Origin of the sequence: Bacillus sp. EKM206B, from assembly GCF_011066015.1 — a bacterium.
GTDB lineage: Bacteria > Bacillota > Bacilli > Bacillales > Bacillaceae > Bacillus > Bacillus velezensis.
Genome location: NZ_JAAMNL010000002.1, coordinates 271,615 through 295,276, shown reverse-complemented (window position 1 = coordinate 295,276; position 23,662 = coordinate 271,615). Strand labels below are relative to the sequence as shown.

General features: G+C 47.0%; 27 protein-coding genes. 1 reads left to right on the top strand and 26 read right to left on the bottom strand.

Translation table 11 applies throughout. The annotated features are described in order from the left end of the window. Positions 1-41: 41 nt before the first annotated feature. The 23 genes from ylqF to G9F50_RS04490 form a co-directional block, all read right to left on the bottom strand. The gene (gene ylqF, locus G9F50_RS04600; protein ID WP_060561698.1) at positions 42-890 is read right to left on the bottom strand and encodes a ribosome biogenesis GTPase YlqF; all 849 of its coding nucleotides are present in this window, start codon (positions 888-890) and stop codon (positions 42-44) included. Positions 891-1,032: 142 nt separating this feature from the next. Next, positions 1,033-1,380 (bottom strand): 50S ribosomal protein L19, encoded by a 348-nt coding sequence (rplS, locus tag G9F50_RS04595; RefSeq protein ID WP_003154288.1) that lies wholly within the window; start codon positions 1,378-1,380, stop codon positions 1,033-1,035. Positions 1,381-1,520: 140 nt separating this feature from the next. Further along, a complete protein-coding gene (trmD, locus tag G9F50_RS04590; RefSeq protein WP_015417462.1) occupies positions 1,521-2,252 on the bottom strand; it encodes a tRNA (guanosine(37)-N1)-methyltransferase TrmD in 732 nt (243 codons plus the stop codon). Continuing rightward, positions 2,249-2,773 carry a ribosome maturation factor RimM gene (rimM, locus tag G9F50_RS04585; RefSeq protein ID WP_003154290.1) on the bottom strand — a complete coding sequence of 175 codons (525 nt, stop codon included), beginning with the start codon at positions 2,771-2,773 and terminating at the stop codon, positions 2,249-2,251. Before rimM ends, trmD begins: the two co-directional genes overlap by 4 nt. 4 nt (positions 2,774-2,777) lie before the next feature. Further along, positions 2,778-3,164: a YlqD family protein gene (locus G9F50_RS04580; protein WP_165406461.1), complete on the bottom strand. Its 387-nt coding sequence runs from the start codon at positions 3,162-3,164 to the stop codon at positions 2,778-2,780. A 90-nt stretch (positions 3,165-3,254) separates the two neighbouring features. Then, positions 3,255-3,500, bottom strand: a complete 246-nt coding sequence (locus G9F50_RS04575) for a KH domain-containing protein (RefSeq protein ID WP_007611392.1) — start codon at positions 3,498-3,500, stop codon at positions 3,255-3,257. Beyond that, positions 3,500-3,772, bottom strand: a complete 273-nt coding sequence (gene rpsP / locus G9F50_RS04570; RefSeq protein WP_003154296.1) for a 30S ribosomal protein S16 — start codon at positions 3,770-3,772, stop codon at positions 3,500-3,502. The genes G9F50_RS04575 and rpsP overlap by 1 nt, the downstream gene beginning before the upstream one ends. 105 nt (positions 3,773-3,877) lie before the next feature. Next, positions 3,878-5,218: a signal recognition particle protein gene (gene ffh, locus G9F50_RS04565; RefSeq protein ID WP_025284722.1), complete on the bottom strand. Its 1,341-nt coding sequence runs from the start codon at positions 5,216-5,218 to the stop codon at positions 3,878-3,880. 13 nt (positions 5,219-5,231) lie between these two features. After that, on the bottom strand, positions 5,232-5,564 hold the full coding sequence (locus G9F50_RS04560; RefSeq protein ID WP_003154299.1) for a putative DNA-binding protein: 333 nt from the start codon (positions 5,562-5,564) through the stop codon (positions 5,232-5,234). Between the two features lie 121 nt (positions 5,565-5,685). Continuing rightward, complete coding sequence (locus G9F50_RS04555; protein ID WP_060561699.1) at positions 5,686-6,456, bottom strand: phosphotransferase family protein; 771 nt, start codon at positions 6,454-6,456, stop codon at positions 5,686-5,688. An 83-nt stretch (positions 6,457-6,539) separates the two neighbouring features. Then, the gene (ftsY, locus tag G9F50_RS04550) at positions 6,540-7,529 is read right to left on the bottom strand and encodes a signal recognition particle-docking protein FtsY (protein WP_003154301.1); all 990 of its coding nucleotides are present in this window, start codon (positions 7,527-7,529) and stop codon (positions 6,540-6,542) included. Positions 7,530-7,548: 19 nt separating this feature from the next. Then, positions 7,549-11,109 carry a chromosome segregation protein SMC gene (smc, locus tag G9F50_RS04545; protein ID WP_060561701.1) on the bottom strand — a complete coding sequence of 1,187 codons (3,561 nt, stop codon included), beginning with the start codon at positions 11,107-11,109 and terminating at the stop codon, positions 7,549-7,551. 101 nt (positions 11,110-11,210) lie between these two features. After that, positions 11,211-11,960, bottom strand: a complete 750-nt coding sequence (rncS, locus tag G9F50_RS04540; RefSeq protein ID WP_012117543.1) for a ribonuclease III — start codon at positions 11,958-11,960, stop codon at positions 11,211-11,213. A gap of 138 nt (positions 11,961-12,098) precedes the next feature. Further along, the gene (acpP, locus tag G9F50_RS04535) at positions 12,099-12,332 is read right to left on the bottom strand and encodes an acyl carrier protein (RefSeq protein WP_003154310.1); all 234 of its coding nucleotides are present in this window, start codon (positions 12,330-12,332) and stop codon (positions 12,099-12,101) included. 84 nt (positions 12,333-12,416) lie between these two features. Continuing rightward, entirely contained in the window at positions 12,417-13,157 is a 741-nt protein-coding gene (gene fabG, locus G9F50_RS04530) for a 3-oxoacyl-[acyl-carrier-protein] reductase (protein WP_003154312.1), read from the bottom strand. After that, positions 13,150-14,103: an ACP S-malonyltransferase gene (gene fabD / locus G9F50_RS04525; RefSeq protein ID WP_007409759.1), complete on the bottom strand. Its 954-nt coding sequence runs from the start codon at positions 14,101-14,103 to the stop codon at positions 13,150-13,152. The genes fabG and fabD overlap by 8 nt, the downstream gene beginning before the upstream one ends. 18 nt (positions 14,104-14,121) lie before the next feature. Next, positions 14,122-15,120 carry a phosphate acyltransferase PlsX gene (gene plsX, locus G9F50_RS04520; RefSeq protein ID WP_007409758.1) on the bottom strand — a complete coding sequence of 333 codons (999 nt, stop codon included), beginning with the start codon at positions 15,118-15,120 and terminating at the stop codon, positions 14,122-14,124. Between the two features lie 13 nt (positions 15,121-15,133). After that, positions 15,134-15,700 (bottom strand): transcription factor FapR, encoded by a 567-nt coding sequence (gene fapR / locus G9F50_RS04515; RefSeq protein ID WP_003154320.1) that lies wholly within the window; start codon positions 15,698-15,700, stop codon positions 15,134-15,136. 106 nt (positions 15,701-15,806) lie between these two features. Then, positions 15,807-17,855, bottom strand: coding sequence for an ATP-dependent DNA helicase RecG (gene recG / locus G9F50_RS04510; protein ID WP_060561702.1), 2,049 nt, complete (start codon positions 17,853-17,855; stop codon positions 15,807-15,809). Further along, positions 17,833-18,735 carry an L-serine ammonia-lyase, iron-sulfur-dependent, subunit alpha gene (gene sdaAA / locus G9F50_RS04505; RefSeq protein WP_003154324.1) on the bottom strand — a complete coding sequence of 301 codons (903 nt, stop codon included), beginning with the start codon at positions 18,733-18,735 and terminating at the stop codon, positions 17,833-17,835. Before sdaAA ends, recG begins: the two co-directional genes overlap by 23 nt. Positions 18,736-18,755: 20 nt before the next feature. Further along, complete coding sequence (sdaAB, locus tag G9F50_RS04500; RefSeq protein ID WP_003154325.1) at positions 18,756-19,418, bottom strand: L-serine ammonia-lyase, iron-sulfur-dependent subunit beta; 663 nt, start codon at positions 19,416-19,418, stop codon at positions 18,756-18,758. A 142-nt stretch (positions 19,419-19,560) separates the two neighbouring features. Beyond that, positions 19,561-21,228, bottom strand: coding sequence for a DAK2 domain-containing protein (locus G9F50_RS04495; protein WP_060561703.1), 1,668 nt, complete (start codon positions 21,226-21,228; stop codon positions 19,561-19,563). Positions 21,229-21,243: 15 nt separating this feature from the next. Next, positions 21,244-21,606: an Asp23/Gls24 family envelope stress response protein gene (locus G9F50_RS04490; RefSeq protein ID WP_003154327.1), complete on the bottom strand. Its 363-nt coding sequence runs from the start codon at positions 21,604-21,606 to the stop codon at positions 21,244-21,246. 258 nt (positions 21,607-21,864) lie between these two features. On the opposite strand from G9F50_RS04490, the gene rpmB reads away from it, so the two are divergent. Beyond that, positions 21,865-22,053 (top strand): 50S ribosomal protein L28, encoded by a 189-nt coding sequence (gene rpmB, locus G9F50_RS04485; RefSeq protein ID WP_003154328.1) that lies wholly within the window; start codon positions 21,865-21,867, stop codon positions 22,051-22,053. A 77-nt stretch (positions 22,054-22,130) separates the two neighbouring features. On the opposite strand, the gene spoVM is transcribed toward rpmB, so the two are convergent. The 3 genes from spoVM to rpe form a co-directional block, all read right to left on the bottom strand. Then, entirely contained in the window at positions 22,131-22,211 is an 81-nt protein-coding gene (gene spoVM / locus G9F50_RS04480; RefSeq protein WP_003154329.1) for a stage V sporulation protein SpoVM, read from the bottom strand. A gap of 86 nt (positions 22,212-22,297) precedes the next feature. Next, entirely contained in the window at positions 22,298-22,942 is a 645-nt protein-coding gene (locus tag G9F50_RS04475; protein ID WP_060561704.1) for a thiamine diphosphokinase, read from the bottom strand. A gap of 68 nt (positions 22,943-23,010) precedes the next feature. After that, positions 23,011-23,661 carry a ribulose-phosphate 3-epimerase gene (rpe, locus tag G9F50_RS04470; RefSeq protein WP_060561705.1) on the bottom strand — a complete coding sequence of 217 codons (651 nt, stop codon included), beginning with the start codon at positions 23,659-23,661 and terminating at the stop codon, positions 23,011-23,013. Position 23,662 lies beyond the last annotated feature (1 nt).

Here is a 23,662-nt window from a genome sequence, read left to right as displayed (position 1 = left end):
TATTCTGCGGAAAAAATAAAGACCCGCATCGCTGCGCGTCTTTATTCTGATGGTGTTTCAAATGAAAGCCTGCCGAATTTTTCCGTCCGGATGTCCCGAATGATGACTTCCGTTGTTTTATCATAGTCAACCATTCCGCCGCCCATCAAACAGCCGCGTTTTTCACCGATCGCGTCGAAAAGAGCGGCGATATCCTCAGGGATTTCCTGAAGTCCGTAGCGCTCCATCAAGCGGTCGGGATAATGCTCTTCCAGAAAGCGCAGCCCGAAGACGGCCACATCCTGCAGGTTGATAATCGTATCTTTAATCGCCCCGGTGATCGCCAGGCGCAAGCCGACAAGCTCATCTTCAAATTTAGGCCATAAAATTCCCGGTGTATCGAGCAGCTCTAATTCCTTGCCTACCTTTACCCACTGCTGTGAAGTGGTAATGCCGGGCCTGTCTCCCGTCTTGGCAATGTTTTTCTTGGCCAGCCGGTTAATGAGCGTTGATTTGCCGACATTCGGAATGCCGATGATTAATGCGCGGATTGCTCTTGGCCTAATGCCTTTTGCTTTCATTTTATCGAACTTATCCTTCAGCAGCTCTTTTGAGGACGGCACGATTTGATGCAGTCCCTGCCCGTTAACGGAGTTTATTGAAAGAGAGGGAATGCCCTGTTCCTGAAAGTGGTCCTTCCACTGGGCAGTCACAGCCGCATCCGCCTTATCGGCTTTATTTAAAAGCATAATGCGCGGCTTATTTTTTAAAATCTCCTCAATCATCGGATTTCTCGATGACATCGGAATTCTCGCATCCACCAATTCGTATACGATATCAATTAATTTCAGTTTTTCTGTTACTTCCCGTCTCGCTTTAGCCATATGGCCCGGGAACCATTGAATGGTCATGTGACTTCGACACCTGCCTTATTTACCGGAACCGGATGTTCCGATGATCTCTTATGTATTTTACGTTGCTTGTTCTGCTTTTACAAATTTCATATAAAAAAAGAGCCTGTTACGGGTAACAAGCTCTTTTCGTTCGTTATCATTATCGTCTGATTTCTTTAATACGAGCCGCTTTTCCGCGAAGTTCACGCAGGTAGTAAAGCTTAGCGCGACGTACTTTACCGTAACGTACAACTTCGATTTTCGCGATTTTTGGTGTGTGTACAGGGAATGTACGTTCAACGCCAACACCGTAAGAAATCTTACGAACTGTGAACGTTTCGCTGATTCCACCACCACGACGCTTGATCACAACACCTTCGAAGATCTGGATACGCTCACGGTTACCCTCAACAACTTTTACGTGTACACGTAAAGTGTCACCAGGACGGAACGCAGGAAGATCAGTGCGAAGCTGTTCTTTTGTGATATCTTGAATTAGTTTTTGCATCGTTTTCAACTCCTTCCAACAGATGCTCTTGGCCACAACTGCAAGGCACAGCGGAACATCGTTTTCAAGCTTCTGAAGGATAAGCCTCCTTAAGCCACAAGTAGTATCTTATCATATCTTCATCGCCTGCGCAATAGAATCTATTCGTTTTCCCACTCGGAAATCCATTTTCTTTGCTCATCAGTGAGAGGATAGTTTTCAAGAAGATCGGGACGTCTTAAAAAGGTTCTTCTGATTGATTCTTTATTGCGCCATTCTTGTATTTTGGCATGGTTGCCGGACAGAAGAGTCTCAGGCACTTTTAAGCCTTTATAATCTGCTGGCCTCGTATAGTGAGGATGCTCTAAAAGCCCCGTGCTGAAGGAATCCTCCACGTGGGATGCTTCTTTTCCGAGGACGCCCGGCAAAAGCCTGACAACACTGTCGGCGATCATCATGGCAGGGAGCTCTCCCCCGGTCAGCACAAAATCCCCGATGGAGATTTCATCAGTGACAAGATGTTCCCGGATCCGTTCATCATACCCTTCATAATGTCCGCAAATAAACATGAGATGTTCCTCTTGTGCCAGCTCCTCGGCTTTCTTCTGCGTATAACGCTCACCTTGCGGGCAGACGAGAATAATGCGCGGCTTGGCGTCCGTACCGGCTGTCAGCTTTTCAACCGCATCAAATACAGGCTGCGGCTTTAACACCATCCCGGCTCCCCCGCCGTACGGGTAATCATCAACCGTTTGGTGTTTATTATCCGAAAAAGCCCGGAAATTGATGACGTCAAAACGGACAGCCTCTTTTTCCTGTGCTTTTTGCAGAATGGATGAGCCGAGCACCCCTTGAAACATTTCGGGAAACAGTGTTAAAAAGTCGATTTTCATTCGTCTATTAACCCTTCCATTACATGAATCTTAATTTTCTTCTCATTTATATTAATATCCTTTACCACAGAAGCAATATACGGAATGAGCGCATCTTTTTTGCCTTTTCTTGCAACCACCCATACGTCATTAGCCCCGGGCGTCAAGATTTCCTTCACTGTGCCGATCAGTTCCCCGTCTTCTGACACAACCTCGCAGCCGATGATTTCATGAAAATAAAATTCATCTTCTTCAAGCTCTCCCAAGTCTTCTTCAGGGACTTTGATCACCATGTTTCTTAGGTGTTCGACTTCATTGAGACTCGGCATTTCTTTGAATTGCAGCAGGTGAAACTGCTTGTGAAGCCTGTGGGCGCTGACCGTTACTTTAATTGGCTCCGCAGCCCCTTCCGCAAACAAATAGAGCGTATTGCCGGGCTTGTACCGTTCTTCGGCAAAGTCCGTTTTAGAAATGACCCGCACTTCGCCTTTAATGCCGTGGGTATTTACAATTTTGCCTACATTAAACCATCTGTTTGTCATATTATCACCTCGGGCGGATTTCAATTACTACCCCGTCTTTTATGACGATGGTATTTGCCGCTGTTTTTTCATGCCAGTTATCACCGACGTTGATTGAAAGCAGCGCATCGATCTCCTTTTCCTTCACTTCGCTTCCAAGCGGGAGCGACTTTGTCTGGCTTATTTGGAAATCGATCATTTTGATTTTGTCTTGTCTTTTCTCAATGGCTTTTTTAAAAGATTCCGCTACATCGGGATTCTGCTGATCTTTTTCATGTTTTCTAAGCTGAAAATAGAGCTGGCTGCATTCTCGTTCAAGCGTTTGCTTTTTTTCTGCAAAAGAGGCCAAAAGCTTTTCCTTGCTTTGCTCGGTCAGAACCTGCATAACGGTTACCCTGTGAATAATCTGCATAGGACCAGACTCCCCACTCTTCCAACATATTTCTGTTCATTTGCCTTTTTTACGTGTAAAAAAAGGGGAGGTGCCGGCCCTCTCCCTTTTTCAGTCAAATATTTCAAATTGAACTTTCTTAGAAGACTGTGCGCCAGCTGCAAAAACGACGGTTCGAATCGCTCTTGCAGTCCGGCCTTGCTTTCCGATAATCTTACCGGTATCTGACTTATTGACAGATAAGCGCAGCGCAATCTTTTGATCAGTCTCTTCCTTTGTGACCGTTATGTCTTCCGGATGGTCGACAAGCGGAGCCACAATGCTGACAATCAAATCTTCCAAGTTCTGATCAGTCATTACTTGCCTTGTTTAGCGTTGTGGAATTTTTCCATAATTCCTTGGCTTGAGAACAAGTTGCGGACTGTATCAGAAGGTTTAGCTCCTGTTTGAAGCCATTTAAGAGCAAGCTCTTCGTTGATTTTCACTTCAGCCGGCTTTGCAACCGGGTTGTATGTGCCGACTGTTTCGATGAAACGGCCGTCACGCGGTGAACGAGAATCTGCTACAACAATACGATAGAAAGGAGATTTTTTTGCTCCCATACGTTTTAAACGAATTTTTACTGCCATTTTACTAGCACCTCCGAAAATATTTCAACAAGATAGTATATTAACAATGATAAAAGTGTTTGTAAAGTGTTTTTTCTTAACAACGGTTTTATCATGTATAACCGATTACATAAAAGGTAATTTAAAGCCTTTTTTCTTCCCTTTTGTCATGTTGGTCATCTGCTTCATCATTTTTTTCATTTCCTCAAACTGCTTTAAAAGACGGTTGACTTCCTGAACGGATGTTCCGCTTCCTTTGGCAATCCGCTTCCGCCGGCTGGCGTTAATGACATCCGGCTGTTCTTTTTCAAGAACAGTCATTGATTTAATGATCGCTTCCACATGATTCAGCTGTTTTTCATCGACTTGGATGTTTTTTAAGCCTTTCATTTTGCCTGCGCCGGGCATCATTTGCAGCAGTTCGTCAAGAGGCCCCATGTTTCGGACCTGGCCGAGCTGCTCCAGAAAATCATCCAATGTGAAGCTCATCGTTCTCATTTTCTGCTCAAGCTCTTTGGCTTTGTCTTCATCAACAGTCGCCTGAGCTTTTTCAATCAAGGTCAGCACGTCACCCATTCCGAGAATCCGGGATGCCATCCGTTCAGGATGGAACGCTTCAAGAGCATCGAGCTTTTCTCCCATTCCGGCGAATTTAATCGGCGTTTCGGTGACCGCGCGGATAGAAAGCGCCGCACCTCCGCGGGTATCCCCGTCAAGCTTTGTTAAAATGACACCCGTTAAACCGAGCTGGTCATTAAAGCTTTTGGCGACGTTTACCGCATCCTGACCGGTCATTGAGTCGACGACAAGGAAAATTTCCTCAGGATTTGCGACTTCCTTTACGCCGGAGAGCTCATCCATCAGTTCATGATCGATGTGCAGCCGTCCGGCGGTGTCTAAAATCACATAATCATGATGCTCTTCCTTCGCTTTTTCAATCGCCTGTCTGGCAATTTCCACCGGGCTGACCTGATCGCCAAGCGAAAAGACCGGCATATCAAGCTGTTTCCCCAGGGTTTCCAGCTGTTTAATCGCGGCGGGGCGGTAAATATCCGCAGCCACGAGCAGCGGTTTGCGGTTATGTTTTTTGCGCAGCAGGTTGGCAAGCTTCCCCGTGGTTGTCGTTTTACCGGCACCTTGGAGCCCGACCATCATAATAACGGTCGGCGGGCGTTTGGCGACGGCAATTTTGCTTTCTTCGCCGCCCATCAGCTCGGTAAGCTCTTCTTTTACGACTTTAATAACCTGCTGACCGGGTGTCAGACTCTGCATAACGTCCTGTCCGACAGCCCGTTCACTTACTTTTTTCACAAAATCCTTTACGACTTTAAAGTTAACGTCAGCCTCAAGAAGCGCAAGACGAACTTCACGCATCATCTCTTTTACGTCTTGTTCGCTGACTTTTCCTTTTCCGCGGATTTTTGAAATCGTCTTTTGCAGTCGGTCGGCTAATCCTTCAAATGCCATTGTTTGCCGCCTCCTAATCTAATTTCTCAAGCGCTTCAATCAGAGCCGTCATTTTTTCCTCTTCCTGCAACCCGGAAGCAAGCTCTTTCAGCTTTGTAAACATTTCTTTACGCTCCTGAAACTTTTTAAAAAGGAGCAGTTTTTCTTCATATTGTTCAAGCATCGCTTCAGTCCGTTTGATGTTATCGTAAACGGCTTGCCTTGAAACGTCATACTCTTCGGCTATTTCACCAAGGGAGAAATCGTCCAGATAATAAAGCGACATATAGCTCTTTTGTTTTGACGTCAGCAACGACTGATAGAAGTCAAATAAATAGTTCATTCTCGTCGTTTTTTCGAGCGACATTTGAGCTCTCCCCTTTGTTAAGTCAAATCCCTTTACAAAAACTTAGTTTACATGGTTTCAGAGCGTGTGTCAAGTTTTTATCTTGTCAAAGCATGATGCTCTTTTTACATAATAAGTTTTTTCAAAAAAATTCATATAGACCGTCGTTAAAATACTCGAATTCTTGTTTTGATACACGATAGCGGCAATAGCCTTCGTAAAAAGCATTGAGGCATGCTTCATTTGTGACAAAATGACTGATCGCTAATGATTCATCATATCGCGGATCTCCCGCCGATATTCCCGCAGTATCGATAAACAGATAGACCTCTCCGTCTTTCACCAGCACATTATCAGTCGTGCAGTCACCGTGTATCATTGTCTGCTGAACAGGAACAGGCCTGTACCTGTCCAATTCCTTCAAAAGCTCTGCACTTCCTTCAGCCTGTCCTTTTTTGATATATTCCCCGGCTCGTTTGATTTGCAGATCGAGCCAGTCTGATTCCGGCTGTAAACCAGGGACCATTTCGGTTTCATGCAGACGTTGCAGAAACTGGCCGAAACTTTTGATCAGCTTTTTCTTTTCAGTATCCCCTTTTGCTTTTCTTAAAGCCGAAGTCAGGGTGATTCCATCCTCAAATGACATGATGATATGGCTGGCATGCTGTTCCTGTATCATCCCATAATAAATAGGAACAGGCAGACGACGAGTTTCCGTCAGTTTTTGTAAAACGAAGGCTTCTCTCATTAACCATTCCCGATACTTCTGTTGAAAAGAACTTTTCAGCAGAAATGCGTCTTGGCCGGCCACTATTTTTCGAACGGTTGAAGTGCCTCCCTGTTCATCCAGCAGCGACATATGGTTTATCGCGCCGATCTTACTTTCCAATTCAGCTTTCAGCCATTTGTCCAACAATTGCCCCCTCCATTCCGATCTATCAATGCGTATAAAAAAACGAGTATAAAACCGTCCATTTTACACTCGTTTTTTATTCATTAATCCTCGGCTTTTTCAACTAAATCAGAAAAGAGACCGTATACGTAAGATTCTGCATCAAACCGCTGGAGATCGTCAACCTTTTCTCCGAGGCCGACCAGTTTCACGGGGATGTGAAGCTCATTGCGGATCGCCAGGACGATACCGCCTTTTGCGGTGCCGTCAAGCTTCGTTAACGCGATACCCGTCACATTCGTCGCTTTGGAGAATTCTTTCGCCTGCGCCATCGCATTTTGGCCTGTCGTCGCGTCCAGCGCAAGGAGAACCTCATGCGGAGCCTCAGGCACTTCGCGTTCGATGACGCGTTTGACTTTTTCAAGCTCTTTCATTAAGTTTACTTTATTCTGAAGGCGGCCGGCCGTATCACAAATCAGCACATCCGCTCCTCTTGCTTTAGCCGCGTGTACGGCATCATAAATAACCGCAGCAGGGTCGCTTCCGGCAGCCTGCTTAATGACAGGCACGCCTGTACGCTCCCCCCACACTTCAAGCTGTTCAATCGCCCCGGCTCTGAAGGTGTCTCCGGCAGCGAGCACAACGGATTTGCCTTCATTCTTCAGCTTATGGGCAAGTTTTCCGATCGTTGTCGTTTTTCCGACGCCGTTTACCCCGACAAGCAGAATAACGTTCAGGCGCCCGTCCTGAATATTTAATTCAGAAATCTGTTCGTCGCCGCTGTTATAAATGTCGACAAGCTTTTCAGAAATGACGGACTGCACTTCCTGAGGATCCTGGATGTTTTTCAGCTTCACTTCTTTTTTGAGCTCATCAATCAGCTCCATAACGGTTGTAAAACCTACGTCAGCGCCAATCAGCACTTCCTCAAGCTCCTCGAAGAAATCCTCGTCGACTTTCCGGTAGCGGGAGACGAGTTCGTTCACTTTATTTGAGAAGGAATTTCTTGTTTTTTCAAGACCATCTTTAAATTTTTCAGAGACGGAGTCTGTCTGTTTCGTGATTTTCTCTTTTAATTTTTTAAAAAAGCTCATCTTTCAACCTCTTTCCTCGTTACTGAACGAATTCTTTTGTTTCTTCCAGTTTGACCGAAACCATTCGGGAAACGCCGGATTCCTGCATCGTAACACCGTAGAGGACATCCGCTTCTTCCATGGTGCCTTTTCTGTGGGTGATGACGATAAACTGGCTGTCGCCGCTGTATTTTTTTAAATATTGCGCAAACCTGAATACATTGGCTTCATCAAGCGCAGCTTCCACTTCATCAAGGACGCAGAACGGCACGGGCCTTACTTTCAGAATGGAGAATAAAAGGGCAATGGCAGTCAGCGCCCGTTCTCCCCCTGACAAAAGATTTAAGTTTTGCAGTTTTTTGCCCGGAGGCTGCGCGATAATGTCCACCCCGGAATTAAGAAGATCATTCGGATCAGTCAGCTTCAGTTCAGCCCGTCCTCCTCCGAATAAAGAACGGAACACGTCGTTGAATTGAGAACGGATCTGGATAAACGTTTCATGGAATCGCTTCGTCATTTCAGAATCCATTTCTTCAATGACTTGAAACAGTGTATTTTTCGCTTCCGTCAGGTCATTTTTCTGCTCTGTTAAAAACTGATACCGTTCGTTTACTCTTTCAAATTCATCGATGCTGCCGAGATTGACCGTTCCGAGCTCTTCAATTGAAAGCTTGATCAGTTTGACCCGTTTTCTCGCCTCTTCAGGCTCGAGTTCGAGCTGATATTGTTCTTTTGCTCCTTCAAAGGATAAGCTGTACTCCTCGCGTAAATACTGCAAGAGATTATCAAGCTCAACTTCCATCCGGCCGAGTTTTACCTCTTCATCTTTCAGAATGTCTGTTTTTTGCTTGTACAGACGCTTCATCTCTTTCAGCTCAAGTTCGTTCGTATCAAGAGCCCGCTGGAGCTTCACACGCTGGTCGCGCCGGCTGGCGATCAATTCGATCGTTCTCGTTTTATCGTGAAGCTTGTGATGGGCTGCTTCTTCAAGCTGCTCCTCACCGCTTGTGCTGGACGTCATCTCTGAGGTCAGGAGGCTTAAATCTTCCCGTGTTTCTTTCAGAGCGAGCTGTGTTTCTTCAAGCTCTTTTTTCAGCCTTTTGAGGTTGTCTTCCTCACTCGAGCACGCCTGTTCTTTTTTCGCAGCGGCCACTTTACATTCCGTCAGTTCATGAGAGAGCGTTTCTTTTGTTGAGGATAGGGTCTGCTTTTGTTTTGTCAGCCTTTCCATCTCTTCCTCAAGCTCTTTCAGCTGGCCGGATGCCTCACTCAGCTGTTCTTCCAGAGCTGATTTGCGCGTCTCTTTTTCCCGGCTGCTTTCCGTCAGTGATGCTTTCTCCTGATCGTAAAGCTCCAGATGGGTATTGATGTTCTTTTCAGCGACTTCGAGTTCATACAGCCTGCCTTTTACATCCTGCTGCTTTGTTCTGAAAGCTTCACCGTCTTCACGGAGACCGCTCAGCGTATGTTCAAGCTCTTGAATGGCCTGCTTCAGCGTTTTGACCTCTTTTTCGAGCAGAGCTGTTTTTTCTTCCATTTCGGCAAGCCGCGCAGTCACCGTCTCAAGCTCACGGCTTCTGCCGAGCAGAGAATTGTTTTTCTTTTTGACCGCGCCGCCTGTCATTGATCCGCCTGGATTGACGACATCGCCCTCAAGCGTCACGATGCGGTAGCGGTGCCCGAGAAGCTTGGCCAGTTCATTCGCGCCTTTTAAATCTTCAGTGATCAGCACGGTGCCGAGAAGGTTTTGAATGACATTCCGATACGCGGCATCATATGTGACAAGCCCGCTCGCTGTGCCGAGGAAAGACGGATGCTTCTGAGCCGTCTGTTCATCACGGGTTTGGAGCTGGCGCGGTTTCATAACCGTAAGCGGCAGGAACGTCGCGCGGCCGAATGAATTCTGTTTTAAATATTGAATCGCTTTCCGCGCCGCCTGCTCGTCGTCTGTGACAACGTGCTGCGCCGCTGCGCCGAGTGCAATCTCGATCGCCGTTTCATACTTTTGTTCGGTGGCAATCAGTTCGAGAACGGCGCCGCGGATGCCGCCGAGCTTCTCTTTCTGCTTCAGCACTTCTTTTACGCCTTGGTAAAATCCTGAAAAATCGCCTTGCATCGTTTCAAGCATATCTTTTTTGGATCTGGCCTGCTGGACGAATTGATATGCCTGATACAGCGCAGATTCTTTCTTTTCATATTGGCGTTTTTTCTGTTCATATGCTGTCTGGACTTCGCGAAAGCGGACGACCTGATTGTGAATATCCTCTTCAACGGCGGCCAATTCTTCTTCGCACGCCGCTTTGCGGACTGCAATATCGTTACGTTCTTCAAGATATTTTTCATTGTTTGCGGTCAGTCTCGCCTGCTGGACCGCAGATTGGGACATCTGGTCATCTAAAAGCTGCAGCTCGTTGCGAATCGACGCCTGGCTGTTTAACAATTCAAAGTAATCGCTTTTTAATTGTTCAATTTTCTCTTCTACATTTTCATTATGCAGACTGAGAGCCTGCTGCTTTTCTTTCACTTGGGCGTTTAACCGCTTCACTTCCGCACGCAGCTTATCATAGACGGCAGACTGTTTTTCAATGTCGGCTTTCAGTTCGGCTTCTTTGTTCGTGTAATGTGTAACGGATTCCTCAAGCTGTTCCCGGTTTTGCGCGGCATTTTTTTTGCGCTCTTTCAGCACTTCTTTCCGGCCTTCCAGCTTTTCCAGCTCTTCACTTGTCACGAGCAGAACCTGCTGCAGCTCGTTGACGGATTCATCAAGCGCGAGGATTTTATCTCTCGTCTCTTCTATCATCGCTTCTTTTGCGGATAGAGCCGATGATTCCGCCAATTCTTCTTCTTTAGCAGCCTGCACCTTGTCTTTTAAACCCGACCATCTGCCATGCAGTTGTTCGATGTCAAAGGCGGTAAGGGCAATTTCGACATGCTCAAGCTCTTTCTTTTTTTCTAAGTAGTCTTTGGCGATTGATGCCTGGATTTTCAGCGGTTCGACCTGATCTTCAAGCTCATGGAGAATATCTTCCACCCTGTTTAAGTTATCCTGCGTCTCAAACAGTTTGTTTTCCGCTTTTTTCTTTCTTGTTTTATATTTCAGCACGCCGGCCGCTTCTTCAAAAATACTGCGGCGGTCTTCCGCTTTGCTGCTGAGAATCTCTTCGACTTTCCCCTGGCTGATAATAGAGAATGCTTCTTTTCCGAGCCCGGAGTCCATAAATAAGTCAATGATGTCTTTCAAACGGCACTGCTGATTGTTGATGAGAAATTCACTTTCTCCGGAGCGGTACACCCGTCTCGTCACGCTGACTTCGTGGTAATCGATCGGGAGAAAATGATCTTCATTATCAAGCGTTAACGTGACTTCGGCAAGGTTCAGCCGCTTGCGCGAATCACTTCCCGCAAAAATGATATCTTCCATTTTTCCGCCCCGAAGCGAGCGGGCTGATTGTTCGCCGAGCACCCAGCGGATGGCTTCGGTAATGTTGCTCTTCCCGCTGCCGTTCGGACCGACAACGGCCGTGACGCCTTTTACAAAGTCAACGGATATCCGTTCTGCAAATGATTTAAATCCTATAACGTCTAAACGTTTGAGGAACATCCCAGATCCTCCTTATCGTATAAGTATCTCAATATTATCATAATCACCCGCTTATATCAGGCGCAGACATACTGAAATCCCCCTAGGGAAACAGGGGGATTTTATTGTTTCGTATGATGTTTTTGCATTTTTGCAAGAGCTTCCTGTGCCGCATGCTGCTCGGCTTCTTTTTTGGAACGTCCGTTCCCGATACCGAGCGCCTCACCTTTAAGGGAGACTAGCGCCTCGAATTCCCGGTTGTGGGCAGGCCCTTTTTCATTGAGAATTTTGTACTCAAGCGATCCTTTTCCGTCCCGCTGTACAAATTCTTGAAGCTGGCTTTTGAAATCCATCACATGAGAAAAAGCACCATCGTTTATTTTAGGGAACACGTACACTTTCAGGAATTGCTGAACCGGGTCAAGGCCCTGATCCAGATACAGTGCGCCGATAAACGCTTCAAACACATCCGCTAAAAGCGCAGGACGCTTTCTGCCGCCCGTCATTTCTTCTCCTTTTCCCAAGAGAACAAGATCGCCGAATGACAATTCATGGGCAAGTGAGACGAGTGACGGCTCGCATACGATAGCGGCTCTCAGCTTCGTCAAATCTCCTTCACTCATGGCCGGATATTTGGCAAATAAGAATTGGGAGATCGTCAGTTCCAAAACAGCGTCACCTAAAAATTCAAGCCTTTCATTGTCTTCATACGGCTTTTTCCGATGCTCATTCACATAAGATGAATGTGTAAATGCTTGATACAAAAGTTTCTCGTTTTGAAAATGAACCGAAATCCGTTCTTGGAACTCTTTAAATTGCTCTATTTTTTTATAGAACTTTTTTTTATCTTTAAAATGTGAGTGTTTTGACATAGTAACCTCCATAGGCACATCAGGTTCACCGCGCTCCCCGCCGTAAACGGAATCGGCAGCGCGTACAGCGTCAGACGCCGGTAACCGAACGATTAAAGGGCTAAAGCCCCGCTGTCAGGCGGGACTTTTAGCATCAGCTTATTGCTGGTTTTGTATGTAGTTCACAGCGTCGCCGACTGTTGCAATCTTTTCAGCATCTTCGTCAGAAATCTCCATATCAAACTCGTCTTCAAGTTCCATAACAAGCTCAACTACATCTAGGGAATCAGCACCTAAGTCTTCCTTGAAAGAAGCTTCAAGTTTGACGTCAGCTTCATCAACGCCAAGGCGGTCTACGATGATTTTCGTTACACGCTCTAATGTATCTGCCATAGCAATTCACCTCCCCTCAAGTATTATAGAGGATTCGTTTTTAAAAAACTAGAGAAACTAGGATGAAATTTTAAAAACAAATCTTTACATCACCATTCCGCCGTCAATATGAAGGGTTTGGCCCGTCATATAACGCGATCCTTCAGAAGCAAGGAACGTAACAACGCTGCTGATATCGGAAGGATCACCGAAACGCGCGAGCGGAATCTGCTTCAGCATTTCATCTTGGACTTCTTTAGAAAGCTTGTCCGTCATATCCGTGGAAATAAAGCCCGGAGCAATGGCATTGACCGTAATATTTCGGCTCGCAAGCTCTTTGGCTGATGACTTCGTTAAGCCGATTACACCGGCTTTTGCCGCCACATAGTTTGCCTGGCCGGGGTTTCCGCTGACGCCGACGATTGATGATACGTTGATAATCCGGCCGGAGCGCTGTTTCATCATCTGTCTTGTCACGGCTTTCGTGCAGTTGAATACACCTTTTAGGTTAATGTTAATGACATCATCCCATTCATTTTCTTTCATTCTCATCAGAAGATTGTCTTTTGTGATCCCCGCATTGTTCACGAGAATGTCGATTGAAGAAAATGCAGCGACAGCCTCTTTCATCATGTTTTGTACTTCTTCGGAATTTGATACATCAGCTTTTACCGCGATCGCGTTTCGGCCCAAAGATTTGATTTCATCTACGACTTCGTTCGCTTTCGCTTCATTCCCGGAGTAGTTGACTACTACGTTACAGCCGTTTTTCGCAAGATCAAGCGCGATCGCCCGCCCGATTCCGCGGGACGCTCCCGTTACCACTGCTGTTTTTTCATTAAGCATCCTGATTCTCCTCCTTCAGCGTTTGAATCGCCAGTTCGATGGTTTCATGGTCAGAAACCGCGATTGTTTTAAGGCGGCGGTTCACTTTTTTCACAAGGCCTGAAAGCACTTTTCCCGGCCCGATTTCAACAAACGTCGTGACGCCTTCGTCAATCAGTTTGTTAATGGTTTCTTCAAAGCGAACAGGTGAGTACAGCTGTTCGATCAGTTTTTTCTTGATATCGTCTTTTTCTGTCATAACGTCAGCCGAAACGTTTGAAATCACGGGAACAGCCGCATTTTTTAACTCACAGGCGCTGAGCACCTCCTCGAGTTTTTGCGCTGCCGGCTTCATTAATTCAGAATGGAACGGTCCGCTTACTTCTAATGGGATTGCCCGTTTTGCTCCGTTGTTTTTCGCTTCCTCTGAAGCCAGCTCCACGCCTTTTGCCGTTCCGGAAATTACGATCTGGCCGGGGCAGTTCAAGTTTGCAAGCTGTACAAGATGACCGTTTTCCGTCACTTGATCCGTCACCTTTTTCAATGACTCCGCATCCATGCCGAGAATAGCGGCCATGGCGCCTTCTCCGGCCGGCACGGCTTCATTCATGAATTCTCCCCGTTTTCTTACCGTGTAAACGGCATCTTTAAATGTCATCGCTCCCGCCGCAACAAGCGCCGAATATTCTCCGAGGCTGTGGCCGGCGGTGAAATCAGGCGTGATGCCGGATTCTTTAAACTTTTCCAATACGGCAATGCTCGTTGTCAACAGCGCAGGCTGCGCATTGTATGTAAGGGTTAATTCTTCGGCGTCACCTTCAAAAATGAGCGAGCTCAGCTTTGTTTCAAGCGTTTCGTCCGCTTCATCAAAAATACGTTTTGACGCTTCTTCGCGTTCGTACAGGTCTTTTCCCATACCGATATATTGTGATCCCTGTCCGGGAAATAAAAATGCAATCTTACTCATGATGCGGTAACCTCCAGACTACTCATCTGTTTTTTCTTCTTTTACTTCTTCTTCTATAAATGCGGCCACGTTTTGGCTGACCATTTCTCTCGCCTGGCGCAGCGCATGGTAAACAGCGCGTGCGTCAGAAGAGCCGTGCGCTTTAACGACGGGCGCTTTCAAACCGAAAAGACTCGCCCCGCCGTACTCAGAATAGTCCATTTTCAGTTTCATTTCCATCAGCTTCGGCTTCAGCACTCCCGCTGCGAGCTTAGAAACAAAACTTGAAGTCAGTGTATCTTTCAGCATTTTGAAAATCGATAACGCTGAACCTTCCAATGTTTTCAATGTGACGTTGCCCGTAAAGCCGTCTGTGACGATGACGTCAGCAGCGCCTTCGAGCAAGTCTCTCGCCTCAACGTTTCCGACAAAATTCACGTTTGTTTCTTTTAATAGTTCAAACGTCTTTTTTGTCAGGTCGTTTCCTTTCTTTTCTTCCGTGCCGACATTTAACAATCCGACGCGGGGCGAGCTGATTCCGAGAACCTGCCGGGCATATACAGATCCCATAATTCCGTACTGGACGAGATGCTCCGGTTTGGCATCGACATTGGCTCCCACGTCCAAAAGAAGGAAACCGTCGCCTGAAACGGTCGGAAGCGTCGGCGCAAGCGCAGGCCGGTCGATTCCTTTAATTCTGCCGACGATAAACAGTCCCGCTGTCATGAGTGCGCCCGTATTCCCCGCTGAGATGCAGGCGTCCGCTCTGTTTTCAGCCACTTCCTGCGCCATCAGCACCATAGAAGAGTTTTTCTTTCTGCGTACGGCGCGGACCGGTTCATCCGTCGGTTCAATCACTTCATCGGCGTGCAACACAGTGATGCGGTCTGATGTTGTTGGCAAGTGTGATTCTATCGTTGTCTTGTCACCGACCAGCGTAATATGAAGATCGTCAAATGCCTCAATACTCTTCATTACTCCGTCAATAACAGCTTTGGGTGCGTTGTCGCCTCCCATTGCATCTACAGCTATTCTCATGCATGCTCCACCTTTATGATTGTTTTGAACGGTACATGTCAAAGCTGCCGGAGAACACGACTTCTTCTCCCACATAGCTGTTGACTTCGACTACCGTTCTGCCTTTTTCTTTTTCGACTGCCGTCACTTTGGCTTTCGCAACGACGCGCTCGCCTTCTTTCACCTGTCTTGTAAAGCGGATATTTGCGCTTGCGGTCAGCGCCAGCTCATCATCAATGACGGCTACGGCGAGTGAGTTCGCCTGCGCAAACAAATGATGCCCCCGCGCAATTTGATTGCGGCTGAAGACATGCTCGCGTCTTACTTCTAATATGGAAATGGCCTGGCCGTCAAGCTCCAGATCAATAATTTCACCGATCACTTCGTCTAAAGACAGTGATTTCACTTCATCATCAAGCGTTTGTTCTGCCACGTTTTTAATTCTTTCCCTCAGCTCCGGTATTGAGAGCTCTAAGCGGTCTAAACGGATCGTCTGAATGCTGACGCCGAATTTCCCCGCTAATTCTTCATCTGTGATGAAGGGTGTCGATTTGATCGTCTGCTGCAATAATTTTTGGCGTTCTTTCTTGCTTCTTCTCATCTGTAAACACCATCCGGACAATTAAGACTAGGTACTAATAGTAGTATATAATCTCATAGATTGGAATGCAATGATTGTTTTTTGAAAGCTGCCGAATTTTGCAGAATCAGCTTAACTTCTCCCCTTCCAGGACGCCGCTTGAAAGTAATTGACCGCGCAGCATGCGGTATTCGTCATCTTTCCAAAACGCCTCTGAAGACACCAGATTGGCCGCATCCTGGCGGGCCGTTTCCAAAGCTCTGTAGTCATGAACCATATCCGCCACCTTGAACTCGGGCATACCGCTCTGTTTTTTTCCGAAGAAATCACCGGGGCCGCGCAGTTCAAGGTCCTTTTCAGACAGCTCGAAGCCGTCGTTTGTCTCCGACATGATTCTCATCCGTTCCTTCCCGGTTTCGGATTTCGGATCTGCCATCAAGATGCAGAAAGATTGGTGGTCTCCCCGCCCGACCCGGCCGCGGAGCTGATGGAGCTGAGATAATCCGAAACGGTCGGCGTCATAGATGACCATAATCGTCGCATTCGGCACGTTCACCCCGACTTCTACGACGGTTGTTGACACAAGTACCTGACATTGATTGGCGCTGAATTCTCTCATCACCTGATCTTTTTCATCAGAATGGAGCTTCCCGTGCATCAGGCCGACATTCCATTTACCGCGGTAAACGTCAGACAGCATGTTATATACGTCAATCGCATTCTGTACATCCAGTTTATCCGACTCTTCAATGAGCGGGCAGATAATATAGGCTTGCCTTCCCTGCTTCAGCTCTTTTTCTATAAAAGCCAAAATCCGCTCCAGCATGTCGTGTTTCACCCAATACGTTTCGATTTGTTTTCGTCCCGCGGGCATTTCATCTATCACGGAAACATCCATTTCTCCGAAGACGGTAATGGCCAGCGTTCTCGGAATCGGAGTAGCTGTCATAAACAGCACATCCGGATCCTGACCTTTATTCTTGAGTTTTTTGCGCTGTTCGACCCCAAACCGGTGCTGCTCGTCCGTAATAACAAGGCTCAGCGCTTTGAATTCCACTTCATCCTGGATTAAAGCATGGGTCCCTACTAAAATATCAATCTCTCCGAGAGCAAGCCGCTCCAAAAGCTCCCTGCGCCGCTTTCCTTTGACAGAACTCGTCAAAAGCGCGATATTTACATCTTCATTTGCAAACAACGATACGAGAGAATCTGCATGCTGTTCGGCCAAAATTTCAGTCGGCACCATTAATGCCCCCTGATACCCCGACAAAATCGCAGCGTACAAAGCGATGGCGGCGACGGCCGTTTTCCCTGAACCGACATCACCTTGCAGTAGACGGTTCATTCGGTAAGGGGATGTCATATCAGCGGTAATTTCCCGAAGCACACGCGTCTGTGCGGTCGTGAGCGAAAACGGCAGGCCGTCTGTGAAAGCGGCGAGCTTTTCAGCAGGAAACACATGGCTGATGCCTTTTGACTGTTCCCTTTCCGCTTTACGGAACGCCTGCATTTTCAGCTGAAATAATAAGAATTCCTCGTAAACAAACCGGCGTCTTGCCTGCTGTAACGATTCCCTTGTTTCAGGCTGATGCATCGTCTGCAGGGCATGTTTGTAATCAGGCAGCTTGTAGCGGATTCTCAATTTTTCAGGAAGCGGATCGGCCGCACTGTCCAAATGATGCTGCAGCGCTTCCTTAATAAACCGTCTCATCATTTTTACGGTGACGTTTTCTTTAACGGAATAAACAGGCTCAATGCTTTTATCTTCTTGATGAGGACCGTTTTTTAATTCCTGCACGGAAACGGTCTGTCTGTGTTTATCCCATTTCCCGGATATCGTGACGACAGAACCTAACGTCAGTTTCTTTTTTAAGTAGGGACGGTTAAAGCAGACCGCGGTAATTAAATAATTGCCGACAAGCACTCTGAATGTCAGCCTGTTTCGTTTTTTGCCGTAATAGGTAAGAGAAGGTTCTGAATGAACCTTCCCTTCTACCGTCACTCTTTCTTCATGTTTTACTTCTTCTAAATCCCTCAGCTCATAGTCGTCATAACGGTAAGGGAAATAATTCAGAAGATCAGAAATGTCATAGATACCAAGTTCGTGCAATGTTTTTTCTGTTTCCGGCCCAATGCCCTTAATTTCCGCTATACTAGTTTGCTGATGGTGTGTCACTTGATTTCAGCGCTCCTCCGAAAATTTTTTTCTCTAATTCTCTTCCCGTCGGTGTCGCGGCTAAACCGCCTTGTCCGGTTTCACGCAGTGCTGTCGGCATTGTCTGGCCGATTTTGTACATCGCGTCAATCACCTCATCGCAAGGAATGCGGCTTGTAATTCCGGCCAGCGCCATATCCGCCGCGATCATTGCGTTGGATGCTCCCATTGCGTTTCGTTTGACACACGGCACTTCTACCAATCCGGCAACCGGGTCACATACGAGACCGAGCATATTTTTCAATGTAATCGCCATTGCTTCCGCTGATTGCTGAGGCGTTCCGCCCGCCATTTCCACAATCGCAGCCGCTGCCATGCCTGATGCTGACCCGACTTCCGCCTGACAGCCTCCTGCCGCTCCTGAAATACTCGCATTATTTGCTACGACAAAACCGAACGCGCCGGCTGTAAACAGAAAACGGATCATTTGTTCTGTCGTAGGGTTCAGCTTATGCTTTACGGCGAATAACGTTCCCGGCACGACCCCGGCAGAGCCGGCGGTCGGTGTAGCGCAGATCGTTCCCATCGCCGCATTGACTTCATTTGTCGCCACAGCTTTAGAAACGGCGTCTAAAATCAGATTGCCCGACAGGCTTCTTCCCGATTGGATGTATGCTTGAAGTTTCACGGCATCTCCGCCTGTTAAACCGGTCTGACTCGTGACGCCCTTCAGCCCTTTTTCAACAGCTGCTTCCATGACGGAGAGATTGCGCTCCATTCCTTGAAAGATTTCTTCCCGCGTTTTTTGCGTCACTTCCATCTCTTGGGTGATCATCACTTCCGAAATCGGAATTTGTTTTTCTTGAGTGATTTCTATTAATTCTTTTACATTACGAAACATGTCATTTTCCTCCTGACTTTTTAGTCAGCTATCTTAGTAACCTGTATAATATTAGGAAGTGTTGAAAGCTCGTCAAGCACTTCTTCTTCAATATTCTGATCGACCTCAATCGTCATCAGCGCAAGCTGGCCGACGTCCTTACGCGCCACTTCCATATGTCCGACGTTGATGGAGAATTTCGCAAGCACATTGGCAACGCCTGCAATCGTGCCGAATTTATCATTGTGAACGACTAAAATAGCCGGATGGTTTCCGGACAAACGCAGCTCAAAGCCGTTGAGCTCCGTGATTTCTATTTTTCCGCCGCCGATGGAAATACCGGTAAGGGCAAGCTCTCCCTCATCATCAGAAATGACGATGCGCGCTGTATTCGGATGAACGGGCACGGCATCCTCTGTACGGAACTCTACATATATGCCCTTCTCTTCCGCAATTTGAATCGCTGTTTTAATCCGCTCATCAAATGTATCAAAATCAAGCAGGCCGCCGATAATCGCGACATCAGTGCCGTGACCCTTATACGTCTCCGCAAATGATCCGTAAAAAGACACAACGATCCGGCGGGGCTCCCGCCTGAATAAGCTTCTGGCCACTCTGCCGATCCGGGCGGCGCCTGCGGTATGTGAACTGGACGGACCGATCATTACCGGGCCGATAATATCAAAAACGCTTCTATACTTCATGCTGGTTTGTTCCTCCTTAACATCACTTTATTCAGCGCTTTTCTTTAGACTAATTGAACATTTCTCAATTGGCAAGCAGGCACACTGCCGCACTGCCGCAGGTAAATAAAGGCATAAGAATAGAAGGGCCTGATAAGCCCTTCTATTCTGCCGCAAATATATATGGATACAGAGGCTGTCTGCCGTTATGGATTTCAACCTCGATATCTTCATAGACGCTTGCAATATACTCAGCAAGTTTCTCAGCTTCTTCTTCCGGCGCGTCCTCTCCGTACAGGATGGTGACGATTTCATCTTCTTCCCCGATCATTTCATCCAGCAGCAATTTCGCCGCACTTATCCGATCTTCGGCGCTGCCGATAATTGAACTGTTTAAAATGCCGATAAAATCACCTTTTTTAATATCCTTGCCGTCGATATGGGTGTCTCTGACTGAATATGTCACCTGTCCGCTTTTCACATTCCGGATGGCCTCAAGCATATTGGCTTTATTTACATCAGCCGGCTGGTCAGGGTTAAACGCAAGCAGGGCGGTCATGCCTTGAGGGACCGTTTTTGCCGGAATGACAATGACATTTTCTTCAGCCACGCTCGCCGCCTGATTGGCAGCCATCACAATATTGGAATTGTTCGGAAGAATGAAAACCGTCTCCGCATTGACAGACTGAACGGCTTCAACAATATCTTCCGTGCTCGGATTCATTGTCTGGCCGCCTTCGATTACGTGTGAAGCGCCGATGCTCGTAAACAATTCAGAAATGCCCTCTCCCATTGCCACAGTCACGATGCCAAAAGGCTTGCGGGCTTCTTTCATAACGCCGGCCGGCTTTTTTTCATCATGTTCTTGACTGATGATTGAAGTATGCTGTTCCCTCATGTTTTCAATTTTAATTTTAATCAAATCGCCGTAACGCTGTGCGAGATTGAGTACGTTCCCTGGTTCTTCGGCATGAATATGAACTTTCGCAAGCGTATCATCAGCCACGACCAGCAATGAATCGCCGAAACGGCTCAGTTCGTTTCTGAACGTCTCTTCCTTGAACGTCCGTTTATCTTGATCCAGCCTCACCATCACTTCCGTACAAAATCCGAATTCAATGTCTTCTGTACTCAGCATGCTCTGCGCGCTTTTATGATGCTCGGCATTCACCATATCATCGAGTGCCGGAAGAACCGCTTTTTTCGGTACGGCCTCTCCTTTTAAAGCAGCCAAAAAGCCTTCATATACACAAAGCAGACCTTTTCCGCCGCTGTCAACGACACCGACGTCCTTTAAAACAGGAAGCAGATCCGGCGTGCGGTTCAGCGACGCTTCCGCTTCTTCAATAACGGCCTCCATGACCGAAATAATATCGGTTTCTTCTTTGGCCGAGGCGACCGCTTTTTTAGCCGCATCCTTGGCCACGGTTAAAATCGTTCCTTCAACCGGTTTCATGACCGCCTTATATGCCATATCCACTCCCGCTTGGAGTGCTGCGGCAAATTCTTGGGCGTCTATTTGATTTTTGTTTTCAATGCTCTTTGTGAAACCTCTGAACAATTGGGACAAGATCACCCCTGAGTTTCCTCTCGCTCCCATAAGCAGGCCTTTTGACAGGGCGATGCCGACTTTGCCGATGTCGGGTGAGTCAATGTGCTCTACCTCTCTTGCACCGGATGACATCGATAAATTCATATTTGTTCCGGTATCGCCGTCAGGCACGGGAAACACGTTCAGCGCATCCACCGCGGACGCGTTTTGAGACAATGTCTCAGCCCCCGCCAGAATCATTGCCGCAAAAGCTCTCCCATCTAAGTTTCGTCTAGACAATACTCATCCTCCTCACTACGGGTTCGTTACTCGTACGCCTTGGACATAAATATTTACAGAATCAACTGCAAGTCCGATTGTTTGATTTACTGTGTATTTTACCTTCGTCTGAACATTGTGGGCTACTTCGGATATTTTAGTGCCGTAGCTGACAATAATGTACATGTCGATATGTATTTGTTCGGCTTCCTGACGGACATGTACGCCTTTTGCGAAGTTCTCTCTCCGGAGGATTTCAGACAAACCGTCTTTAATCTGGTTTTTTGAGGCCATCCCCACTATTCCGTAACAGTCAATGGCAGCGCCTCCGGCAACCATTGCGATGACTTCGTTGGATATATCAATCTGTCCGTATTTTGTCTTCATTTCAATGGACACACAGGTTCCTCCTTCAGGTGCATAGAGTTATCATTATTCTACTATATGTATCCCATTATGAAAAGAAAAGATACAGACAGCGGCCTTCAGCGCGGAAATGTGATTGGTTTTACATGTCAAGTGATTTTTCTTGAAAGTAAGGGAAACAATAGTTGCAAACGGTTTTTAGCTGTGGTAAATTATTTAAAGTATTGTATAACGAAAGCATCTGAGACACTATGTTTGAAAAGATGTTTCGCGCAGTTAGGAGGGAAACAAATGGCACGTAAATGTTTTATTACAGGTAAAAAAACAAAAGCCGGAAACAACCGTTCTCACGCAATGAACGCTTCTAAGCGTACTTGGGGCGCCAACCTTCAAAAGGTCCGCATCCTCGTTGACGGCAAACCTAAAAAAGTATATGTATCTGCCCGGGCTTTAAAATCCGGTAAAGTTGAGCGTGTATAAGCAAAAATGAACGCCTGCCCTTTTATGCGGCAGGCGTTTTTTATGCGTTCAAAGAGGGCAATTTCAGTTTCTTGGGCCTACTCTTTTCTAAATGAGCCCAGCATCGCCCGGACAATTCCTCCTAAAAACTTCGGCAATTTAATGGTATAAAATTTCATTTTGTCCCCTCCTATAAGTCCCGTATCCGCTGCGTTCATCACTTTAGGATTCATGGTTTTTTCCGCATATGGCAGAAGCCGCTTTTCTAATCCGCGCTCCTTACCATTATTAATATGCCTTTTGCAAACGAAAAAGTACCTCGTGAATGAATGAGTTCGTTACTAATACATAGTGTGGAACCCAGAGGAATATGACAATTATCAAGGGGATATTTAAAACCGTCGAGTGTCAGGCCGTCTGCCGCTTCCGTAAACGGAATGAAAGAAATATAGCGTCTGCGCGCTTTTTCTTCAATTGTATAACGGCCGGGCCCGAACATCTGAATGTCATTCTGCCGGTCGATCAGCTCGACATCGGTATTCTTATGTAAGGCTTTATACAGCAGCTGGATGTTCCCTAAAAAGTGATCGGCTCTTCCGCCCGTCACACCGAATATCCGAATGGTTTCCGGTTCTTTTTGTAAAGCCCAGTCAAGGGCGAGTTCAAGATCGGTATAATCTTTTTCCGCCTGAAACACATGGAGGGCCGGCGCCGCTTTTTGAATCTGCTTGAGCTCCTCTTCCGTAATGCTGTCAAAATCACCGAAAGCTTCCTGCGGAATGATTCCGGCCTCCAAAAGAGCAACCGTCCCTTTATCGACTCCGACCCACGTCGTATCTCCGTCTGTGTATTCGGATAGATCGGGAATAAGCTCCCGCGGGCCGCCCGCAACGATATTGATTGTCTTCATATGTTTTCCTCTCTCTTAGACGCGAAAAGAGCCGGCGGCTTTCACCGGGCTCTTTTTCAGCATGTTTATTACGCGTTTCGGATGTCAGCGATGGCTTTTTTCCGATCCGGCTGATTATATACGGCAGACCCGGCAACAAGCAGATTGGCGCCCGCTTCAGCGCATAAAGGGGCTGTTTCTTTATTAACGCCTCCGTCCACCTCGATTAAAAGCTCAGACAGGCCTTTCTCCTCAGCCAGCTGTTTGACCTGACGGATTTTCGGCAGAACCGAATGAATGAAGCGCTGTCCGCCAAAACCGGGGTTAACCGTCATTAACAGCACAAGGTCAAGCTCCTCGATCACATGTTCAATCATTTGGACGGGCGTATGCGGATTGAGCACAACTCCCGCTTTTACTCCCTGCTCTTTTATCAATTGAATGGTCCAGTGAAGATGCGGACACGCTTCAGCATGAACGGAAAGGATGTCCGCACCGGCTTTTGCGAATGCCGGGATGTAGCGGTCCGGGTTTTCAATCATAAGATGGACATCCAGCGGCAGATCAGTCACCGGACGGACGGCTTCAACGATAAGCGGCCCGATTGTAATGTTAGGGACGAAATGGCCATCCATGACATCAATATGGATATAGTCCGCCCCTCCTTTTTCCACGTCTTTAATTTCCTCGCCCAGTGAAGCAAAATCGGCGGAAAGAATTGATGGCGCAACCTTAATCATA

What these genes read in the sequence shown, in the direction of transcription:
- ylqF (WP_060561698.1), bottom strand. Translation starts at nt 890, where the DNA reads ATGACCATTCAATGGTTCCCGGGCCATATGGCTAAAGCGAGACGGGAA.
- trmD (WP_015417462.1), bottom strand. Translation starts at nt 2,252, where the DNA reads ATGAAAATCGACTTTTTAACACTGTTTCCCGAAATGTTTCAAGGGGTG.
- rpmB (WP_003154328.1), top strand. Translation starts at nt 21,865, where the DNA reads ATGGCACGTAAATGTTTTATTACAGGTAAAAAAACAAAAGCCGGAAAC.
- rpe (WP_060561705.1), bottom strand. Translation starts at nt 23,661, where the DNA reads ATGATTAAGGTTGCGCCATCAATTCTTTCCGCCGATTTTGCTTCACTG.
- rpsP (WP_003154296.1), bottom strand. Translation starts at nt 3,772, where the DNA reads ATGGCAGTAAAAATTCGTTTAAAACGTATGGGAGCAAAAAAATCTCCT.
- smc (WP_060561701.1), bottom strand. Translation starts at nt 11,109, where the DNA reads ATGTTCCTCAAACGTTTAGACGTTATAGGATTTAAATCATTTGCAGAA.
- spoVM (WP_003154329.1), bottom strand. Translation starts at nt 22,211, where the DNA reads ATGAAATTTTATACCATTAAATTGCCGAAGTTTTTAGGAGGAATTGTC.
- rncS (WP_012117543.1), bottom strand. Translation starts at nt 11,960, where the DNA reads ATGTCAAAACACTCACATTTTAAAGATAAAAAAAAGTTCTATAAAAAA.
- G9F50_RS04575 (WP_007611392.1), bottom strand. Translation starts at nt 3,500, where the DNA reads ATGACTGATCAGAACTTGGAAGATTTGATTGTCAGCATTGTGGCTCCG.
- fabD (WP_007409759.1), bottom strand. Translation starts at nt 14,103, where the DNA reads ATGAGTAAGATTGCATTTTTATTTCCCGGACAGGGATCACAATATATC.
- sdaAA (WP_003154324.1), bottom strand. Translation starts at nt 18,735, where the DNA reads ATGTTTCGTAATGTAAAAGAATTAATAGAAATCACTCAAGAAAAACAA.
- rimM (WP_003154290.1), bottom strand. Translation starts at nt 2,773, where the DNA reads ATGACAAACAGATGGTTTAATGTAGGCAAAATTGTAAATACCCACGGC.
- ffh (WP_025284722.1), bottom strand. Translation starts at nt 5,218, where the DNA reads ATGGCATTTGAAGGATTAGCCGACCGACTGCAAAAGACGATTTCAAAA.
- G9F50_RS04580 (WP_165406461.1), bottom strand. Translation starts at nt 3,164, where the DNA reads ATGCAGATTATTCACAGGGTAACCGTTATGCAGGTTCTGACCGAGCAA.
- sdaAB (WP_003154325.1), bottom strand. Translation starts at nt 19,418, where the DNA reads ATGAAGTATAGAAGCGTTTTTGATATTATCGGCCCGGTAATGATCGGT.
- fapR (WP_003154320.1), bottom strand. Translation starts at nt 15,700, where the DNA reads ATGAGAAGAAGCAAGAAAGAACGCCAAAAATTATTGCAGCAGACGATC.
- ftsY (WP_003154301.1), bottom strand. Translation starts at nt 7,529, where the DNA reads ATGAGCTTTTTTAAAAAATTAAAAGAGAAAATCACGAAACAGACAGAC.
- G9F50_RS04475 (WP_060561704.1), bottom strand. Translation starts at nt 22,942, where the DNA reads ATGAAGACAATCAATATCGTTGCGGGCGGCCCGCGGGAGCTTATTCCC.
- plsX (WP_007409758.1), bottom strand. Translation starts at nt 15,120, where the DNA reads ATGAGAATAGCTGTAGATGCAATGGGAGGCGACAACGCACCCAAAGCT.
- fabG (WP_003154312.1), bottom strand. Translation starts at nt 13,157, where the DNA reads ATGCTTAATGAAAAAACAGCAGTGGTAACGGGAGCGTCCCGCGGAATC.
- acpP (WP_003154310.1), bottom strand. Translation starts at nt 12,332, where the DNA reads ATGGCAGATACATTAGAGCGTGTAACGAAAATCATCGTAGACCGCCTT.
- rplS (WP_003154288.1), bottom strand. Translation starts at nt 1,380, where the DNA reads ATGCAAAAACTAATTCAAGATATCACAAAAGAACAGCTTCGCACTGAT.
- G9F50_RS04560 (WP_003154299.1), bottom strand. Translation starts at nt 5,564, where the DNA reads ATGTCGCTCGAAAAAACGACGAGAATGAACTATTTATTTGACTTCTAT.